Origin of the sequence: Streptomyces sp. NBC_00370 (assembly GCF_036084755.1) — a bacterium.
In the GTDB taxonomy this organism is placed as follows: domain Bacteria; phylum Actinomycetota; class Actinomycetes; order Streptomycetales; family Streptomycetaceae; genus Streptomyces.
Window position 1 is genome coordinate 1,753,802 of record NZ_CP107968.1, and the last position, 16,210, is coordinate 1,770,011.

Genomic DNA, 16,210 nt, shown 5'->3' on the forward strand with positions numbered 1-16,210 from the left:
TGGCTTGAGCCACCTACTGGCTTAAGCCAGTTGACCACGACCGGGAGCCAGCGTCAAGCATCTGGCTTGAGCCAGTTGCTAAGCTGGTTCAATGACTCCGCCCAGAGGGCCCGCCCAACAGCCGGCGAGCAGGCGTATCGCCGAAGCGCTCCGTTCTGACATCGAGCACGGAAGGCTTGCTCCGGGCGCGAAACTGCACTCGGAGCGTGCTCTCGCTGAGGAGTACGGGACCGCTCGGAACACGGCGCGCGAGGCCATCCGATTGCTGGCGGAGCAGGGACTCGTGACCGCGAAGCACGGGCGAGGCGTCTACGTACGCACGCCACAGCGGCTCTTCCGATTCGGCAGCGATCGCTACTCGATCAAGAACCGTGAGACCGGCCTCACCCCGTTCCGCCTGGAAGCCAAGCGGCAGGGGAAAACGCCACGGATCGATGTTCCGAGCATCGCGCAGGAGGTACCGCCGGCCGACGTTGCCGAACGCCTTCAGGTGGCTGGCGATCAGGAGAGCGTTGTCCACCGGGAGAACCACTACTTCGCGGATGACGAACCGGTCCAGATCGTTTCGACCTACCTGCGGTGGGAGGAGGCCCGCGAAACGCTCCTCATGGAGAAGAAGTCAGGGCCGAACGGCATCTACGGGCGACTCGAAGAACTCGGCCACGTCATGACCCGCGTGCGCGACGAGATCAGCGCACGGATGCCTACGCCAGAGGAAGCATCCATCCTCGACCTACTGCCAGGCGTGCCTGTACTCGAAGTGCTGCACACCAGCTTTGACCAGGACGGGCAGCCATTCGAAGTCTCCCGTTACGTCCATCGAGCAGACCAGACGGGGCTCTTGTACGACCTTCCGGTTGAGCAAGCCTGATGTCCCACGTCGGAGGACCCATGACCAGTAAGCCGCATGTTCGGCCGATCACGGATGACGATGTGACAGGCGCCGCGAAGGCTCTGGTGGAAGTGCATGCGACGGACGGGTATCCCGTTGAAGGGGTGGAGGACCCCGAAGCGTGGGTCAGGCCGTCCGGCGTCGTACAGGCATGGGTGGCGGTGGCCGATGATCGAGTCGTTGGCCACGTCGCGATCACACGTCCGCAAGGCGAAGATGCCGTGGCCCTCTGGCGCGAACGCAGCGCGGAAGACGACGAGAGCATCGGGGTTCTGGCTCGTCTCTTCGTCGTGCGCGAGGCACGGAAGCGCGCGACGGGTGAAGCCCTCATGCGAGCCGCCATGGACTACGCCGCAGATCATTCGATGCGTCTCGCCCTCGACGTGATGACCAAGGATTCAGCCGCCATCCGCCTGTACGAACGCCTCGGGTGGCAGAACATCGGTGAGGCGACGCACCACTACGGGCGCAACCAAGAGATCCTCGCGGTTTGCTACGTCTGGCCAGCCGGCTGACGGGGAGCTGTTACAGGTTTCTCTACCTCATCAAGCCCCGGCTGCGCTCCGCTCCGCCGGGCGCGCTTCCCGGCTCTGGCTGCGCCCGCGCTCCTGCCTTCGGCCCGCTCGGCGCTGCCGCCGCCGACGCGCGCCCGCTGTGGATAGGCCCGAGGGCATGAGTCGAGATCCGTAGAGGCCACGGCCAAGCCAAGACCATGCCTCCGGCGGGGGCGCTCAGACTCCGGGATGGGCGGGGCGCCGTACGCGAGTGCCGGCCGGAGCGTGGCGAGCGTAGTGGCTCCCATCCCGACCACCTTCGACCCAGGCAGAGCCGAGCAGACGAGGCCCCTGGCGTCCAGGTCGTTCGTACAGTGGCGCGCTCCACCTGGACGCCAGGAACCACGCCCGCTCCACGATGTGTGGGTCGAAGGCGGACGGGATGGGAGCCGGGTGAGTGGTGGGTGAACCAGCGGAATTGACTGGCCGGCACCCTGGGGTCAAGCCGCACTCGGGAAGCCCTACTTGGCCGCGACGAACAGTTATTCTCGGTCCGAACTGGACCGTGCTGTATTCTGACGTCTCAGAGGCAAGAAGCGCACGCCCAGATCGCTGCCACCAGTGCCTATGCCACGAGGTGGCGCAGCCGATCGAAGGTCTCTCGGGGCCCGTGTCAATGTGTCCTGTCCGGAGTACGACATCAATCCGGCGGAAGCATAGGCCCGCCCTAGAGGAGTCGTCGTGCCCAAAAGGCAGAACACCGCGCAGCGTAAAGCCAGGGCCTTGGTGAGACGGGAAAAAGGCGTCCTGTATACGGAAGCCCTCACCACCTACCGCCAGCCAAGGGGAAACAAGTCCTCCAGCGTCCTCTTTGTGTTGAGTTCGGCCACCCAGCGTCAACGGCTCGTCGACACTAAGACCCTGGGGTCCAGCATGGCCGCCAAGTCCCTGACGGCGAGCATCGTCCCGAAGAGCCTCGGAGCCAGCATGCTCCCGAAGACCCTGGGGTCCAGCATGGCCGCCAAGTCCCTGACGGCGAGCATCGTCCCGAAGAGCCTCGGAGCCAGCATGCTCCCGAAGACCCTGGGGTCCAGCATGGCCGCCAAGTCCCTGACGGCGAGCATCGTCCCGAGAAGCCTCGGAGCCAGCATGCTCCCGAAGACCCTGGGGTCCAGCATGGCCGCCAAGTCCCTGACGGCGAGCATCGTCCCGAAGAGCCTCGGAGCCAGCATGCTCCCGAAGACCCTGGGGTCCAGCATGGCCGCCAAGTCCCTGACGGCGAGCATCGTCCCGAGAAGCCTCGGAGCCAGCATGCTCCCGAAGACCCTGGGGTCCAGCATGGCCGCCAAGTCCCTGACGGCGAGCATCGTCCCGAAGAGCCTCGGAGCCAGCATGCTCCCGAAGACCCTGGGGTCCAGCATGGCCGCCAAGTCCCTGACGGCAAGCATCGTCCCGAAGAGCCTCGGAGCCAGCATGCTCCCGAAGACCCTGGGGTCCAGCATGGCCGCCAAGTCCCTGACGGCAAGCATCGTCCCGAAGAGCCTCGGAGCCAGCATGCTCCCGAAGACCCTGGGACTCTCGTTCGGCGCCTCGGCTCTCACATCTCAGCGCACGATGCTTGCCCGTCTTGCAGCGCCGTATCAGAAGACGCTGTGACCGTGCCCCTCCCGTGCCCGATCGAGCGGGGACTGACGGGAAACCACGGAGCCTGACGGACAATGCAAAAGAAAACGGTCCCTGACCAATTCACCTGGTCAGGGGCCGTTTATGTGTAATAGGTGTGAGATTTGAACCCCACGTGCCATCGCGGCCACGACGGTTTGGGATATGGCTGGGCCATCCCGCCAAGGTGATCCCCATGGAGGGTTGAGCGGCCGCCACGCTCCCTGCTGTGGGTGGTGGGGACGAAACTAGCGACGACGACCGCCCGACAGAAGTGCCGAGCTCCGACGTTGATAGATCCGCGCCGATTGAGCCGAGGCAATAGTTGACAGCACTTAACCAGCTTACGTTCGTTGCTATTTGCTACGACATTCCCATCATCGCCAACCAATTGAGATGTGCTGCAGGAATGCGAGCATACCGGTCGCCAAGAGAGTCCCGATCACGGGATACACGATGGCGCCAGCCTTCGATGTAGGATCCGGCAGCCAGCGACGCGTAGGAGGCGCAGGCGGGTTGGTGGTCACGCGCTCTCCCGGGTGTGATTGCTTCGCACGGTGTATGCGTAGCGCGGCATGCCAACAAGTGTCTCCAGAATCCAGCGGCAACGCGCCATCCGGTTGTCCAAGTCTGCTAAGTAGGCGCGGTGTTCTTCGAGCCAGTCGTCTCGCTCGACGCCCGGCAGGATGCGACTCAGAAGGATAAGGATCCCTCGTCCGCTATTGAGCCGCCTCTTCCTTCCCTCTCGCACGTAGTGCCCACGGCTGTATACACCCTTTGTTGCGGCGTCCTCCGGGCGTTTCCTCGCGACTTCGGTCGCCGACAGCGCCTTTTTAACGACGAGCAAACCCGCATGACTCATCTCGCGCGCAACACCAATCGGAACAATTTGCACGCGCCGATCAGAGGGAAGACTCATCGTTTCCGGGTCCGCCCCTTGGGAACGCGACTTATGCGATTCGGCGCTCAAAAGGAGCCCCCAGCGAAACCCGGTCGAACCTTACCGGCAGCTCTATCACCAGAATTAGATGCCGTCGCCTCGGCTAGAGCGTGCCGAGCAGGCTCGGCACCCTTCGTGGTGATTCGATAAAAGCGTCGCCGGGGACGGCCTTCCGCTTCTGCGACTCCGTCGGCCTCCCAATAGCGCTCCACCCACCCAGCCTGGCGAAGGCGTTCCAGGATTGGGAACAGAGTGCCATTGGGCAGCTCGGTCACCCTAGAGAGCTCAAGGCCGTACAACCCATCGGAGAGAACGCCAGCCCGGCGCCCACCGTCAATCCCTTGCCCGAGCAGTGCGCGTAGCACCGTCTGAACGTGGAGTGTCATCCGCATACCCGAACTCTACCTAGGTAGAACCAACTTGTCTACCTAGGTAGAGAACTTCCTCACGGTGAAATCAATGCAGGCACCTTCAAGATCGCGAGCCGTGAGGACTCCATGCGTAGAGCTTCCCTCCCAACTACAGCTCTAGGCCGTCCCTCGAAGTGGAAGGCACGGAGGCGAAGCCGTGCCGTCGTCGTTCGCCGGATTGGCGCTGCCCGCCTCTCGTCGTCGCCGCCCTGGCTTGCCGGCGTGGTTCTGGCATACACGCTCTGCTGGTCGGTGGTCTGCCGGGCCGACGGCTCGCGAGGTGTTCCGGCATCCCCAACTCTGGGGAGTCGACACGACCTTCGTCGTCTGCCTCGGGTTCCGTAGCACCACCAGCACCAACCTTGTGCGTGATCGGGTCGGGTTCGTCACCCTCGGCCATACCGTCAGGCCCGCGCGCTGATCCGGCCGAGACTCACCGGCCCACCGGCAACGACCTGCCCTGGGTGAGTGTCTAACTGCGTGACTACGGGGGCGTACGGCGGCGGACAGCCACGGACGATCATGGATTTGCGGTGGGGGGCCGGGACGTGTCAATATCTCTTCACCGGCCCAAACACCCGCCCGCGCGATTAGCTCAGCGGGAGAGCGCTTCCCTGACACGGAAGAGGTCACTGGTTCAATCCCAGTATCGCGCACAGCAAGAAGCCCCCGGTCCGCCTCTGCGGCCGGGGGCTTCGTCGTCTGTCAGGACGAGAAGAGCATGTGTCCGAAGCTCTTCTTGTGGTGGTGGCCGCCGTAGTGGCCTCCCCCGTGCGGGGCGCCCCAGGCCGGGGCGTGGCCGGCGGCCGGGTAGGCCTGCGGGGGCATCGGCTGCTGCATGGGCGGCTGCTGGGACCACTGGGACTCCAGGCGGGTCAGCGTTTCGAGCTCCCCGTAGTCGAGGAAGATCCCCCGGCAGCCACTGCACTGCTCGATCTGTATGCCATTGCGGTTGTACGTGTGCATCGCTGCATGACACTTGGGACACTGCATCGTCGGCTCAGCTCCTCGCCGTTCGTCGCGCGTCACCGGAACGAGCGCCCGGCGACAATCTGTTCACTTTACGACGACGCGGCGGACCGCAAGTCGGTTGCGAGGGCACTGATCCGGGCGCACGAGTCGATCATCAGCTGTTCCACCTCGTCGAGTTGTCGGCCTTCGGCCGTCGCCCGGACGACGGCCAGTGCCGCGCCCTGGACGGTCAGCGCCCGGGCGGCGACGTCGAGTTGCGGCCAGGGGTCGCCGGCGGCGGGTACGGCGGGGCCGCCCGCTGTGCGGTAGGCACCGAGGAAGCGGTGCCAGACGTCGGCCGACAGCAGTCCGGCGGCGTACCAGGCCGCCGGGCGGCCCAAGTCCCAGGCGGGGGCGCCGATACCGAGGTCGTCCACGTCGATGAGGAGCCACGGTCCTTCGGCGGGGTGGCGTACGAGCTGTCCCAGATGCAGGTCCCCGTGGCACAGCGCCACCGGACCGTCCGTCGGGGTCTCGTCGCGCGCCCAGCCGGGCAGCAGCGCCCACGCGCTCTCCACCGGGGCCGCGGCCGGATGGTGTCCGGCCGCCCGCATCCGGGCAACGGCCCTGGCCGCCTTCGCGGGGCCGCGCATCGCGGGCAGCGGGCCCGGCAGCGCGGCGGGCGGTACGGAGTGCAGCCGGGCGATCAGTACCCCCGCCTGCTCCCAGGGGGCGGCGTCCGGGTCGTCGGGGTCCACGGGCGTGCCGTACGGCCAGGCGGTGACGAGCCTGCCCCGTACGGCCTCGGTGCCGGCCGGCGAGGACGGCGGGAAAGGCGGCGGCAGGGGTGGCAGGGGTGGCAGCAGGATGCCCGCCAGCAGCGGGTGCGCGGCCACCGCGAGCCGCGCCCGGTGGTCCGCCGGGTCCGTGTCGTCGGCGTGCGCCTTGGCCACGGCCTGCCCGTGGCGTACGACCACACCGTCCGGCCTGTCCGCCAGCACCGTCTCGTCCCGGCCACAGGCCTCGCAGCGCTGCGAGGCGAGCTGCCGGTGGGCGGCGGCGCGGGCGACGTCGGTGAGTTGTCCTGCGACGGACGTGGTCATGGTGTCCCCCCGGAGTCGGCTCCTGCCCCGCGCAGAGCGTAGACGGCCGGGCCCGGACAGCGCGATGGCCGGTCAGCTCCCCAGCTGACCGGCCAAACGCTGCCGTCCGCCGCACCCCCGTCCCCACGGGGCTGTTGGCCGGATGTCCCCGACCCGGGCCGCTCTCCCGGGTCCAGGGCGCCGCTCAGCGCCCCAGCATCACGCCCACGGACGACGCTTGTGTGACTACTGCGTCCCAGCCGCCGAAGGCGACCGCGAGCAGAGCCGCCAGGGGAAGCACCATGAGCGTCGCCACCAACGGGTGGCGCGTACCGGACGGGCGCGTGCCGAACGCGGCGAATGCCTTACGTCCCTGCGTGCGGATCAGTGTCCGCGCTGCCGTGTCCGCCATGGTCCCTCTCCTGTCGTGATCCAACGGCGGCGGGTGTCTGACCTCGGGGGACGAGTGCTGCACCCGCCGCTTGACCTCAACACTAGGGATCCGGGGACGCCGGGTCGTCATGCCCGCGTACCCATTGGCTGGCCTCCAGGAGGATGAGTGGTCCGGCGGCCGCCTACTCCCCTGGGTGGAGAGGCGGCCCGGGACACCCGCTATCCCTTGGGGTCTTCCCTGAGGGGGCGCTCCACGGGGCGCTCCGAGGAGTCCTCCCTGGGGACCGGCTGCTCGACGAGCGCGAGGACGCGCGTGGCCATGAAGCGGGCCGTACGCACCACGGACCCGTTCCGGGTGACTTCACTCACTTCCACCACCCCCCTGCGCACCGCTGTCTCCACCCTGCGGCCCGCTCTGCTGGCCACCACTTCGTACGTCCGAGTCGTGTCACCCGCGTCCACGACTATCTCCACCCGGTCACCCTTCACGATCCAATCCCCCTTGTGCGACAGACCATTGGGATCTCGCGCGGGCCGTAAGGGGCGTGGATCCGTTGCCCCCTGACCACTCCTCAATTCTCCCACCGGGCACTGACAATCGATCCGGATGCGAGGGCGCGGCCTATGAGCGCACCGGGGTGCGGGTACGTAAGCTGTGCCACGTCACACGGACGACCGGGCAGCGGGGATGGACATGGCGATGATGCGGCTCCGGCGCGAGGACCCGCGTGTCGTCGGTTCGTTCAGGCTTCACCGGCGGCTGGGCGCGGGCGGCATGGGTGTCGTCTATCTGGGATCGGACCGGCGCGGCCAGCGGGTCGCGCTGAAGGTGATCCGACCGGATCTGGCGGAGGATCAGGAGTTCAGGTCACGGTTCGCCCGCGAGGTGTCGGCGGCGCGACGGATCAGGGGCGGCTGTACGGCCCGGCTGGTCGCCGCCGACCTGGACGCCGAGCGTCCGTGGTTCGCGACGCAGTACGTGCCGGGGCCCTCCCTGCACGACAAGGTGGCCGAGGAAGGCCCGCTGTCGGCGGCCGAGGTGGCCTCGGTGGGGGCCGCGCTGTCCGAGGGTCTGGTGGCGGTGCACGAGGCGGGGGTGGTCCACCGCGACCTCAAGCCGTCGAACATCCTGCTGTCCCCGAAGGGCCCGCGCATCATCGACTTCGGCATCGCGTGGGCGACGGGCGCGAGCACGCTGACCCATGTCGGCACGGCGGTCGGCTCCCCCGGCTTCCTGGCGCCCGAGCAGGTGCGGGGCGCCGCGGTGACCCCGGCGACGGACGTGTTCTCGCTGGGCGCCACGCTGGCGTACGCGGCGACCTCCGATTCGCCCTTCGGACACGGCAGTTCGGAGGTCATGCTCTACCGGGTGGTGCACGAGGAGGCGCAGCTGTACGGGATGCCGGACGCGCTGGCGCCGCTGGTGCGGGCCTGTCTGGCGAAGGACCCGGAGGAGCGTCCGAGCACGCTCCAGCTGTCGATGCGGCTCAAGGAGATCGCGTCCAGGGAGGCGCAGGGCCTGTCGGGCGGCCGGCCGCCGGCCCAGCGCGAGCGGTCGGAGCTGGACCAGCCGACGGGGCGGATGCCGCAGCCGTACACGGAGCGCCATACGCAGCCGGCGCCCGCACCCGGGCCGCGCCCGCTGTCGCAGCGCGGCCCCGCGCCGCGCACCGGCGGCTCACGGCCGCAGCAGCCTCGTAACACCGCGCGCGGCGAGGGGTCGCGTACGGGTGAGGGGCGGGTCGGCGAGGGCCGGCCGGTCGAGGGGCGGGGCAGCGACGGGCGGCCCGGTGACGCGCGTACGGGCGGCTCCCGCACCGGCGGCTCGCGCGGCGGCGCGCCCCGGACGGGCGACCCGCGGCACGACTCGCGGCACGGCGATCCGCGGCACGACGCTCGGCACGGCGATCCGCGTCACGATCCGCGTCACGGCGACTCGCGGGCCGGCGACTCGCGCGCGGGCAACCGGCACAACACCGCGCCGCGCTCCACGTCGTCCGGGCGGCGCCCCGCCAATCCTCGGCTGTTGCGCCAGCGGCTGATCGTCTTCGTCGTGGTGACGCTGATCGTGGCGCTGGGGATCTGGGGCGCGCAGCAGCTCTAGCGGGGCGCGGCAGGGTACGGCTGAGCCGGGGTGAATCGCCGGCCCGTTCAGGGCCGGGTCGCGTAGAAGACCACCGCCGAGGCGGCCGCCACGTTGAGCGAGTCGACACCGGCTTCCATCGGGATGCTGACGTGCTCGTCGGCTGCGGCGAGGGCTCCCCTGGTGAGGCCGTCGCCTTCCGTGCCGAAGACCAGGGCCAGCTTCTCGGCCTTCCGGGACACGAGTTCGTCCAGGGTGATCGCCCGGTCGCTCAGGCAGAGGGCCGCGACGAGGAAGCCCGCCGAGCGCAGGATCTCGGCGTCCCCCGGCCAGGACTCCAGCCGGGTCCACGGCAGCTGGAAGACGGCCCCCATCGAGACCTTCACCGCCCTCCGGTACAGCGGGTCGGCGCAGCGCGGGGTGAGGAGGACCGCGTCGACACCGAGGGCGGCGGCGTTCCGGAAGGCGGCGCCGACGTTGGCGTGGTCGACCAGGTCCTCGAAGACGGCGATCCGCCGGGGCGGGTGTCCTTCGACCGTTTCGGCCACCGTGGGCAGCGGCTTGCGCCCCATGGAGGCGAGCGCCCCGCGGTGTACGTGGTAGCCGGTGACCTGTTCGGCCAGCTCAGGGCTGACGACGTACACCGGTGCCTCGGTGGCGACGTCCCGCATCACCTCGACCCACTTGGCCGACAGCAGCATCGAGCGCATCGGGTAGCCGGCCCGGACGGCGCGTTTGATGACCTTCTCGCCCTCGGCGATGAAGAGTCCTTCGGCCGGTTCGCGCCTGCGGCGCAGCGCGACGTCCGTGAGCCCGGTGTAGTCGTACAGCCGGGGGTCGTCGGGGTCGTCGACCGTGATCAGCTCGGCCATGGGGTCAGCGGCCTCCGGCGAGCGCGGCGACATCGCCGAGGGCCACGACGTCGCCGATGACGATGACGGCCGGCGGGCGCACCCCTTCGTCCCGTACGACGTCGGCGACGGTCGCGAGTGTCGCGTCCACCCGGCGCTGGGCGGCCGTCGTGCCCTCCTGGACGAGCGCGACGGGCGTCCCGGACGGCTTGCCGTGCTCGATCAGGGCCTGGGCGATGGCGCCGATCTTGTCGACGGCCATCAGCAGCACGAGCGTGCCGCGGAGCCGGGCCAGCGCCGCCCAGTCGACGAGTGACCGGTCGTCGTCGGGGGTGACATGGCCGCTGACGACGGTGAACTCATGGGCGACGCCCCGGTGGGTGACGGGGATGCCCGCGGCGGCCGGCACGCTGATGGAGCTGGAGATGCCGGGTACGACGGTGCAGGCGATGCCCGCCTCCGCCAGTGCCTGCACCTCTTCCATGCCACGGCCGAAGACGAAGGGGTCGCCGCCCTTGAGCCGCACGACGGCCTTGCCGGCCTTGGCGTGCTCGATCAGCGCCGCGTTGATGGCCTCCTGGGCCATGGCACGCCCGTACGGGATCTTGGCGGCGTCGATCACCTCGACGTGCGGCGGCAGTTCGTCCAGCAGATCGCGCGGGCCGAGCCGGTCGGCGATGACGACGTCCGCCTCGGCGAGGAGCCTGCGGCCGCGGACGGTGATCAGGTCGGGGTCGCCGGGACCGCCGCCGACGAGGGCGACGCCGGGGGTGCGGGCGCGGTGGTGGGGTGCGGCGAGGGTGCCGTCGCGCAGCCCCTCGACGACGGCGTCCCGCACGGCGGCGGAGCGGCGCGGGTCGTGTCCCGTGAGCACGGCGACGGTGACGCCTTCGCTGCGGCCCGTGGCGGGCGTCCAGGCGGTGGCGGCGTCGGCGTCGTCGCTGCGTACGCACCAGGTGCGGGTACGTTCGGCCTCGGCGGACGCGGTCCGGTTGGCGGCGGGGTCGCTCGAAGCGACCAGCGCGTACCAGGTGTCGGCGAGGTCGCCCTCGGCGTACCGGCGGCGCTCCCAGCGGATCTCGCCGGCCTCTGCCATCGCCTCGACGGAGGGGGTGGCGGACGGCGATACGAGCACGACGTCGGCGCCGGCCGCGATGAGCGCCGGCAACCGCCGCTGCGCGACCTGTCCGCCGCCGATGACGACGACGCGCCGCCCGGCCAGGCGGAGTCCGACGGGGTAGGCGGGGTGCGTCGCGTGCTCGGCCATGTCGGTAGGGGCTCCTCGGGCGGGGTGCGGTCGTACGGTGGTGAACCGGCTGGTGGGACGGGGGGCGCCCCCGGCGACAACCTTACGGGCGCCCCGGGCGATGTCCCCCACCCCGCCCCTCCCCGAAGCCGGGGGCAGGCCCCCGGACCCCGGGATGGCCAGGGAGTGGCCACCTGCGGACGTGAGCCGCGCGGCGCGGGAAGTGCAAAGCCCAGGTCGGGCAGGGCCAAGGAGGCCGGACTTCCCTGGGTGCGGTGCGCCTCCGCGCCAAGATGACGCACGACTCAGCGGGCCGCAAGCCCCGGCGGGACGATGCGGCTCACCCGTCCGACCCGGCACCATCGCGCCCCCGGGGCCCCGGCCCCAGGGGAAAGCTGGGCTGATGCGCCCGCAGCCTGCGGGCACGCGCTACGCGGCGCGAAGCGCCGGGAAGGCCGCCGCCTCCAGCCAGGGCGTCGGCGGCCCCGCGGCTACTTCTCCGTCACTCCCGCCGAGTCGAACGTCGCCACCTCGTGCATCGCCCGTGCCGCGCTCTGGATCACCGGGAGCGCCAGCAGTGCTCCCGTGCCTTCGCCCAGGCGTAGGTCCAGGTCGACCAAGGGGCGCAGGCCCAGTTTGTTGAGGGCTGCCACGTGGCCCGGTTCCGCGCTGCGGTGGCCCGCGATGCAGGCTGCCAGGGCTTCCGGGGCGATGGCGCGGGCCACCAGGGCCGCAGCGCCCGCGCTCACTCCGTCCAGGATCACCGGCGTACGCATCGACGCTCCGCCCAGCAGGAAGCCGACGAGGGCCGCGTGTTCCAGGCCGCCGATCGCGGACAGCACGCCGATCGGGTCCGCCGGGTCCGGGCGGTGGAGTTCCAGGCCGTGGCGTACGACGTCGATCTTGCGGGCGTGCGTCTCGTCGTTGATGCCCGTGCCGCGGCCCGTCACCTCCGACGGGTCGCAGCCGGTGTACACGGAGATCAGCGCGGCCGACACCGTGGTGTTCGCTATGCCCATCTCGCCCGTGATCAGCGCCTTGTTGCCCGCCGCCACCAGGTCGCGCGCCGTCTCGATGCCGACCTCGATCGCCTGCAGGACCTCCTCGCGGCTCAGCGCGGGGCCCGTCGTGAAGTCGGCCGTTCCCGCGCGTACCTTGCGCGGCACCAGGCCCGCCGTCGCGGGCAGTTCGCTCGCCACGCCGACGTCGACCACGCACACCTCGGCCCCGACCTGCGTCGCGAACGCGTTGCACACCGCGCCGCCGCCCAGGATGTTGGCGACCATCTGGCCGGTGACCTCCTGCGGCCACGGCGTGACGCCCTGGGCGTGCACCCCGTGGTCCCCCGCGAAGATCGCGACAGCCGCGGGCTCGGGGATCGGCGGCGGGCACATCCGCGACAGCCCGCTGAGCTGCGCGGAGATGATCTCCAGCATGCCGAGCGCGCCGGCCGGCTTCGTCATCCGCTTCTGCCGCTCCCACGCCTCCCCCAGCGCCTTGGCGTCCAGCGGCCTGATCGTGGCGACCGTCTCGGCGAGCAGGTCGTGCGGCGCCTCACCGGGCAGCGCCCGGCGGCCGTACGTCTCCTCGTGGACGACCCAGGACAGCGGGCGGCGCTTCGACCAGCCCGCCTGCATCAGCTCGGGCTCGTCGGGGAACTCGTCCACGTACCCGACGCACAGATACGCCACGACCTCCAGGTGCTCGGGCAGTCCCAGCGCCCGGACCATCTCGCGCTCGTCGAAGAAGCTGACCCAGCCGACGCCAAGTCCCTCGGCGCGCGCGGCGAGCCACAGGTTCTCGACGGCCAGTGCCGAGGAGTACGGCGCCATCTGCGGCTGCGTGTGGCGGCCCAGGGTGTGCCGGCCGCCGCGCGTCGGGTCCGCGGTGACGACGATGTTCACCGGGGTGTCGAGGATCGCCTCGATCTTCATTTCCTTGAACTGCTTCGCGCGGCCCTTGGGCAGCGACTTCGCGTACGCGTCGCGCTGACGCTGCGCCAGCTCGTGCATGCTCCGCCGGGTCTCGGCGGAGCGGATCACGACGAAGTCCCAGGGCTGCGAGTGGCCGACGCTGGGCGCGGTGTGCGCGGCCTCAAGGACGCGCAGCAGCACCTCGTGCGGGACGGGGTCCGAGCGGAAGCCGTTCCGGATGTCGCGCCGCTCGCGCATGACGCGGAGTACCGCGTCGCGCTCGGCGTCGTCGTAACCGGGCGCCGCGTCTGCCGGTCGCGTTGCTTCCGGTTCGGGCGCCGGTTCCGGCTCCGGTTCCGGCTGCGGCTCGGGTTCGGCCTGCGCCTCGGGCGCCGTTTCAGCCTGGACTTCGGGCTGCGGTTCGGGCTCCGGTCCCGGGTCGGGCTCCGGTGCGGGTTCGAGCTGAAGTTCAGGTTCGGGTTCGGGCGCGGGAGCCTGTGCCGCCGGCTCGGGTTCGGGTTCCGGTTCCGGTGCGACCACGGCGTCCGGTTCCGGGGCTGCCGCCAGTACCTCGGGCTCCGGGGCCGGTGCCGGGACCGACGTCGGTGTCGGTTCTGGGATCCACGGCGTTCCGCCCTGCGCCGGCAGCGGCTCTTCGCGCGGGATGTCCAGGTACTCCGGGCCCGTGGTGGGCGGGCCCTGCTGGGTCCGTACCGGAGGTGTGTACGCGGGTGCGCTGCCTGCGGGCCCGCGGTCGGCCAGCGAGCGCACCACGCCGCCTGTCGGGTCCGGCAGGGCGGGGCCCATGTGCAGCGGGCGCCGCGGCGGCTGCGGAGTCACCGTTGGGGGCACCGCGGGGGCGGGGGCGGGCTCAGGAGCCGGTACGGGCTCGGGTGCGGGAGCCTCCGCCACCGGCTCGGGCTCCGGTGCGACCAGTTCGGGCTCCGGGGCCACCACCGGCTCCGGCTCGGGCTGCGCCGCCTGCGGCACCCGTACGTCGCTGAGGTCCAGCGAACCGGAATGCCGGCCCCCGGTCTCATGCGCGTCCCGCTGCTCGGCGGGAGCGGGCGCCGGCACGGGCACCGCGACCTCGGGCACAGCCACGGCCTCGGGCACCGGCACCTGCTGCACCTGCACGTGTGCCTGGTACTCGTACCCGGGCTGGTGGAATTCCTGCTGGTGCTGGAACCCCTGCTCAGGATGGACCTGAGTCTGCGTCGGGACCGGCGCGGCGGCCGGCTGTTCTATCTGCGGGGCGACGGGCACCTGCGGCGCGGCCTGCGCCGCGTACGCACCGTGGTCGACTGGCATCGCAACCTGGACCTGGGCCGGGACCTGGTCGGGGCCCGGGGCCTCCGGCGCCACGGGCTGGGGGTCGCTCCACCCCCCCTGGGCGCTCGGCATCAGCAGCAGGTCTTCGTCCTCGGTGACCGTCTCGGAGGGGGACAGGTAGGTGTACGCGCCAGGAGCGGGGATGCCCGGCTGCTCCACCATGCCTGCGTGCTCCGGCTGTCCCTCGCCCGGGACCTGGCCGGTGTCGGTCATGCGTACCCCTCGCCCATTGGTAGTGCTCCTTCAGCCCTGCACCGGGGCGCCCGAAACGCGACGCTTCGGCTGCCCGTCAACAACAACGAGCGTGGGCGCCGCGCGGCACGAACGGCCTGCGGCTCTCACGTATTCTCGCGGGCTTTCGCAGCCGTGGGGGGATGATCCGCCACGGCAAACTGTGGACTGCGCCACGTCGCGCGTCCCCCGGTTCGGCTCTACCACATCAGGGTCCAAAACGGGCCCCTTTTCCGGACATTGACGAACGAAGCGACGAACGCCCAGCTGCGGTACAACGGTCGGTCAGCCTACCCCGCGCCGTTCGGCCGCGGGGTCAGGGGGCCGCTGCTGGACGTATCAGGAAGTGCCGTCCGGGCGCCGGGCCGCGACCAGGAAGACGACGGCGCGCTCGCGCTCCGACCAGTCGGCGGTGTCGAGGTCGACGGACTGCAGCAGTGTGCACTCCACCTGGTAACCGCCCTCGGTCAGCGCGGTGCTGACCGCCTCGGCCTCGTCCCGGGTGGCCGCGTGCGTGACGATACGTTCCGGCCTGCGGTCGGCGCAGGCGACGACGACGTCGATACCGCCGCCGCCGATCCGTACGACATCGGGTTCGGGCAGCCGCTCCAGTACGTGCGGGGCCGTGCCCTCGACGACCTGGAGCTGGACGCCGGCCCTGCGGGCTGCGGCGGCCGTGCTGGCGCAGGCGCCCGGTTCGGAGTCGACGGCGATGACGGCCGCGCCGAAGCCGGCCGCCTCGGCCGCCACGGCGCCGGTGCCGCAGCCGATGTCCCAGACGAGGTCGCCGGTACGGGCGCCCAGCCGGGCCAGTTGGGCGGCGCGCAGCCAGGTCGACTCGCTCTCGTCGAGGTCGATGCCGTACTCCTCGGCCGGCAGCGCCCAGCCCCGCGCCGCCGGCGGGTAGCCGGGGTCGCGGCCCGCGGCCCAGCCGGCGACCGGCGAGGGCGCGGTGCCGACGCCGCCGATGACGATCACGACGTTGGGGTCGTGCCAGACGTGGTCGGCGACCGTGTCGGAGGTGAGGACGGAGACCGTCTCGCGGGTGGTGCCGAGTTCCTCGCAGATGACGAAGGTGCGGTGGACCCCTTCGAGCAGCAGGGCGAGTTCGGCGGGGCCCGCGCCGGGCGAGGTGAGTACGGCGACCTTGGTGTGCGCCCGGCACACGTTGACGACGCGGCGCAGCGTACGGCTGTGGGCGACGACGACCTGGGCGTCGTCCCACGGCATGCCGGCGCGGGCGAAGGCGGCGGCCACGGCCGAGACGGCGGGGACGACTTCGACCTCAAGTCCGTGTTCGGGGGCGCGCAGGGTGCGTACGACGCCGAAGAACCCGGGGTCGCCGTCGGCGATGACGACGGCGCTGCCGCGGTGTCCGGCGATCCGGCGGGCGGCGAGATCTATGCTGCCGAGTCTGATCCGCTCCGCTTCGGCGGGCACCTCGGGGATGGCCAGGTGGTGGGCGGCGCCGGCCACCAAGGTGGCGGCGGACAGGGCGGATTCGGCCGCAGGCGTGAGGGGCGAACCGTCCCAGCCGATCACCGTGACGCGGTCGGCCATCGTTGTCAGTCTCCCGGTAAGTCGTCGTGCGGCGTCGTGAGTTGTCGTACGGCAGTGGTCGTACAGCGCTGTGTGGCGGTATCGGCCGTCGTGCGTCGGCGCGCCGTCGTGCGCCGGTGCGCGGACGGCCTGCGGGCGATCATGCTAAGTGGTGCCCGCCGAGTGGTGCG

The 16,210-nt window shown here is 70.8% G+C and carries 14 protein-coding genes and 1 tRNA gene; 4 read left to right on the forward strand and 11 right to left on the reverse strand.

Features of this window, described 5'->3' with window-relative positions:
- The first annotated feature begins 91 nt into the window (after positions 1-91).
- Complete coding sequence (locus OHS57_RS07455) at positions 92-871, forward strand: GntR family transcriptional regulator (RefSeq protein ID WP_328581431.1); 780 nt, start codon at positions 92-94, stop codon at positions 869-871.
- A 20-nt stretch (positions 872-891) separates the two neighbouring features.
- Positions 892-1,407 carry a GNAT family N-acetyltransferase gene (locus OHS57_RS07460; protein WP_328581432.1) on the forward strand — a complete coding sequence of 172 codons (516 nt, stop codon included), beginning with the start codon at positions 892-894 and terminating at the stop codon, positions 1,405-1,407.
- 875 nt (positions 1,408-2,282) lie between these two features.
- Here OHS57_RS07460 and OHS57_RS07465 read toward each other — a convergent pair.
- The 3 genes from OHS57_RS07465 to OHS57_RS07475 all read right to left on the reverse strand — a co-directional run bounded on the left by OHS57_RS07465 (position 2,283) and on the right by OHS57_RS07475 (position 4,380).
- Complete coding sequence (locus OHS57_RS07465) at positions 2,283-2,987, reverse strand: hypothetical protein (protein ID WP_328581433.1); 705 nt, start codon at positions 2,985-2,987, stop codon at positions 2,283-2,285.
- A 584-nt stretch (positions 2,988-3,571) separates the two neighbouring features.
- The gene (locus tag OHS57_RS07470; RefSeq protein ID WP_328581434.1) at positions 3,572-3,943 is read right to left on the reverse strand and encodes a hypothetical protein; all 372 of its coding nucleotides are present in this window, start codon (positions 3,941-3,943) and stop codon (positions 3,572-3,574) included.
- A gap of 71 nt (positions 3,944-4,014) precedes the next feature.
- The gene (locus OHS57_RS07475; RefSeq protein ID WP_328581435.1) at positions 4,015-4,380 is read right to left on the reverse strand and encodes a PadR family transcriptional regulator; all 366 of its coding nucleotides are present in this window, start codon (positions 4,378-4,380) and stop codon (positions 4,015-4,017) included.
- A 602-nt stretch (positions 4,381-4,982) separates the two neighbouring features.
- Here OHS57_RS07475 and OHS57_RS07480 point away from each other — a divergent pair.
- Positions 4,983-5,054 (forward strand) — tRNA-Val (locus tag OHS57_RS07480).
- Positions 5,055-5,103: 49 nt separating this feature from the next.
- Here OHS57_RS07480 and OHS57_RS07485 read toward each other — a convergent pair.
- The 4 genes from OHS57_RS07485 to OHS57_RS07500 form a co-directional block, all read right to left on the reverse strand.
- Positions 5,104-5,391: a TFIIB-type zinc ribbon-containing protein gene (locus OHS57_RS07485; RefSeq protein ID WP_041991552.1), complete on the reverse strand. Its 288-nt coding sequence runs from the start codon at positions 5,389-5,391 to the stop codon at positions 5,104-5,106.
- A 68-nt stretch (positions 5,392-5,459) separates the two neighbouring features.
- Positions 5,460-6,452, reverse strand: a complete 993-nt coding sequence (locus OHS57_RS07490) for an aminoglycoside phosphotransferase family protein (RefSeq protein WP_328581436.1) — start codon at positions 6,450-6,452, stop codon at positions 5,460-5,462.
- Positions 6,453-6,636: 184 nt separating this feature from the next.
- Positions 6,637-6,843 carry a hypothetical protein gene (locus tag OHS57_RS07495; protein ID WP_328581437.1) on the reverse strand — a complete coding sequence of 69 codons (207 nt, stop codon included), beginning with the start codon at positions 6,841-6,843 and terminating at the stop codon, positions 6,637-6,639.
- A 200-nt stretch (positions 6,844-7,043) separates the two neighbouring features.
- Complete coding sequence (locus OHS57_RS07500) at positions 7,044-7,313, reverse strand: hypothetical protein (protein WP_041991545.1); 270 nt, start codon at positions 7,311-7,313, stop codon at positions 7,044-7,046.
- Between the two features lie 199 nt (positions 7,314-7,512).
- Here OHS57_RS07500 and OHS57_RS07505 point away from each other — a divergent pair, with 199 nt between their 5' ends.
- Positions 7,513-8,928 (forward strand): serine/threonine protein kinase, encoded by a 1,416-nt coding sequence (locus tag OHS57_RS07505; protein WP_328585018.1) that lies wholly within the window; start codon positions 7,513-7,515, stop codon positions 8,926-8,928.
- A 47-nt stretch (positions 8,929-8,975) separates the two neighbouring features.
- On the opposite strand, the gene OHS57_RS07510 is transcribed toward OHS57_RS07505, so the two are convergent.
- The 4 genes from OHS57_RS07510 to cbiE form a co-directional block, all read right to left on the reverse strand.
- Positions 8,976-9,779, reverse strand: coding sequence for a TrmH family RNA methyltransferase (locus tag OHS57_RS07510; RefSeq protein ID WP_328581438.1), 804 nt, complete (start codon positions 9,777-9,779; stop codon positions 8,976-8,978).
- A 4-nt stretch (positions 9,780-9,783) separates the two neighbouring features.
- Positions 9,784-11,025, reverse strand: coding sequence for a uroporphyrinogen-III C-methyltransferase (cobA, locus tag OHS57_RS07515; protein ID WP_328581439.1), 1,242 nt, complete (start codon positions 11,023-11,025; stop codon positions 9,784-9,786).
- 470 nt (positions 11,026-11,495) lie between these two features.
- Positions 11,496-14,462 (reverse strand): nicotinate-nucleotide--dimethylbenzimidazole phosphoribosyltransferase, encoded by a 2,967-nt coding sequence (cobT, locus tag OHS57_RS07520; protein WP_328581440.1) that lies wholly within the window; start codon positions 14,460-14,462, stop codon positions 11,496-11,498.
- Between the two features lie 357 nt (positions 14,463-14,819).
- Positions 14,820-16,040: a precorrin-6y C5,15-methyltransferase (decarboxylating) subunit CbiE gene (cbiE, locus tag OHS57_RS07525; RefSeq protein ID WP_328581441.1), complete on the reverse strand. Its 1,221-nt coding sequence runs from the start codon at positions 16,038-16,040 to the stop codon at positions 14,820-14,822.
- Positions 16,041-16,210 lie beyond the last annotated feature (170 nt).

Excerpts from the sequence above, each read along its gene's own strand:
- OHS57_RS07455 (WP_328581431.1), top strand. The coding sequence starts at position 92 with ATGACTCCGCCCAGAGGGCCCGCCCAACAGCCGGCGAGCAGGCGTATC.
- OHS57_RS07460 (WP_328581432.1), top strand. The coding sequence starts at position 892 with ATGACCAGTAAGCCGCATGTTCGGCCGATCACGGATGACGATGTGACA.
- OHS57_RS07475 (WP_328581435.1), bottom strand. The coding sequence starts at position 4,380 with ATGCGGATGACACTCCACGTTCAGACGGTGCTACGCGCACTGCTCGGG.
- OHS57_RS07485 (WP_041991552.1), bottom strand. The coding sequence starts at position 5,391 with ATGCAGTGTCCCAAGTGTCATGCAGCGATGCACACGTACAACCGCAAT.
- OHS57_RS07490 (WP_328581436.1), bottom strand. The coding sequence starts at position 6,452 with ATGACCACGTCCGTCGCAGGACAACTCACCGACGTCGCCCGCGCCGCC.
- OHS57_RS07495 (WP_328581437.1), bottom strand. The coding sequence starts at position 6,843 with ATGGCGGACACGGCAGCGCGGACACTGATCCGCACGCAGGGACGTAAG.
- OHS57_RS07505 (WP_328585018.1), top strand. The coding sequence starts at position 7,513 with ATGGACATGGCGATGATGCGGCTCCGGCGCGAGGACCCGCGTGTCGTC.
- OHS57_RS07510 (WP_328581438.1), bottom strand. The coding sequence starts at position 9,779 with ATGGCCGAGCTGATCACGGTCGACGACCCCGACGACCCCCGGCTGTAC.
- cobA (WP_328581439.1), bottom strand. The coding sequence starts at position 11,025 with ATGGCCGAGCACGCGACGCACCCCGCCTACCCCGTCGGACTCCGCCTG.
- cobT (WP_328581440.1), bottom strand. The coding sequence starts at position 14,462 with ATGACCGACACCGGCCAGGTCCCGGGCGAGGGACAGCCGGAGCACGCA.
- cbiE (WP_328581441.1), bottom strand. The coding sequence starts at position 16,040 with ATGGCCGACCGCGTCACGGTGATCGGCTGGGACGGTTCGCCCCTCACG.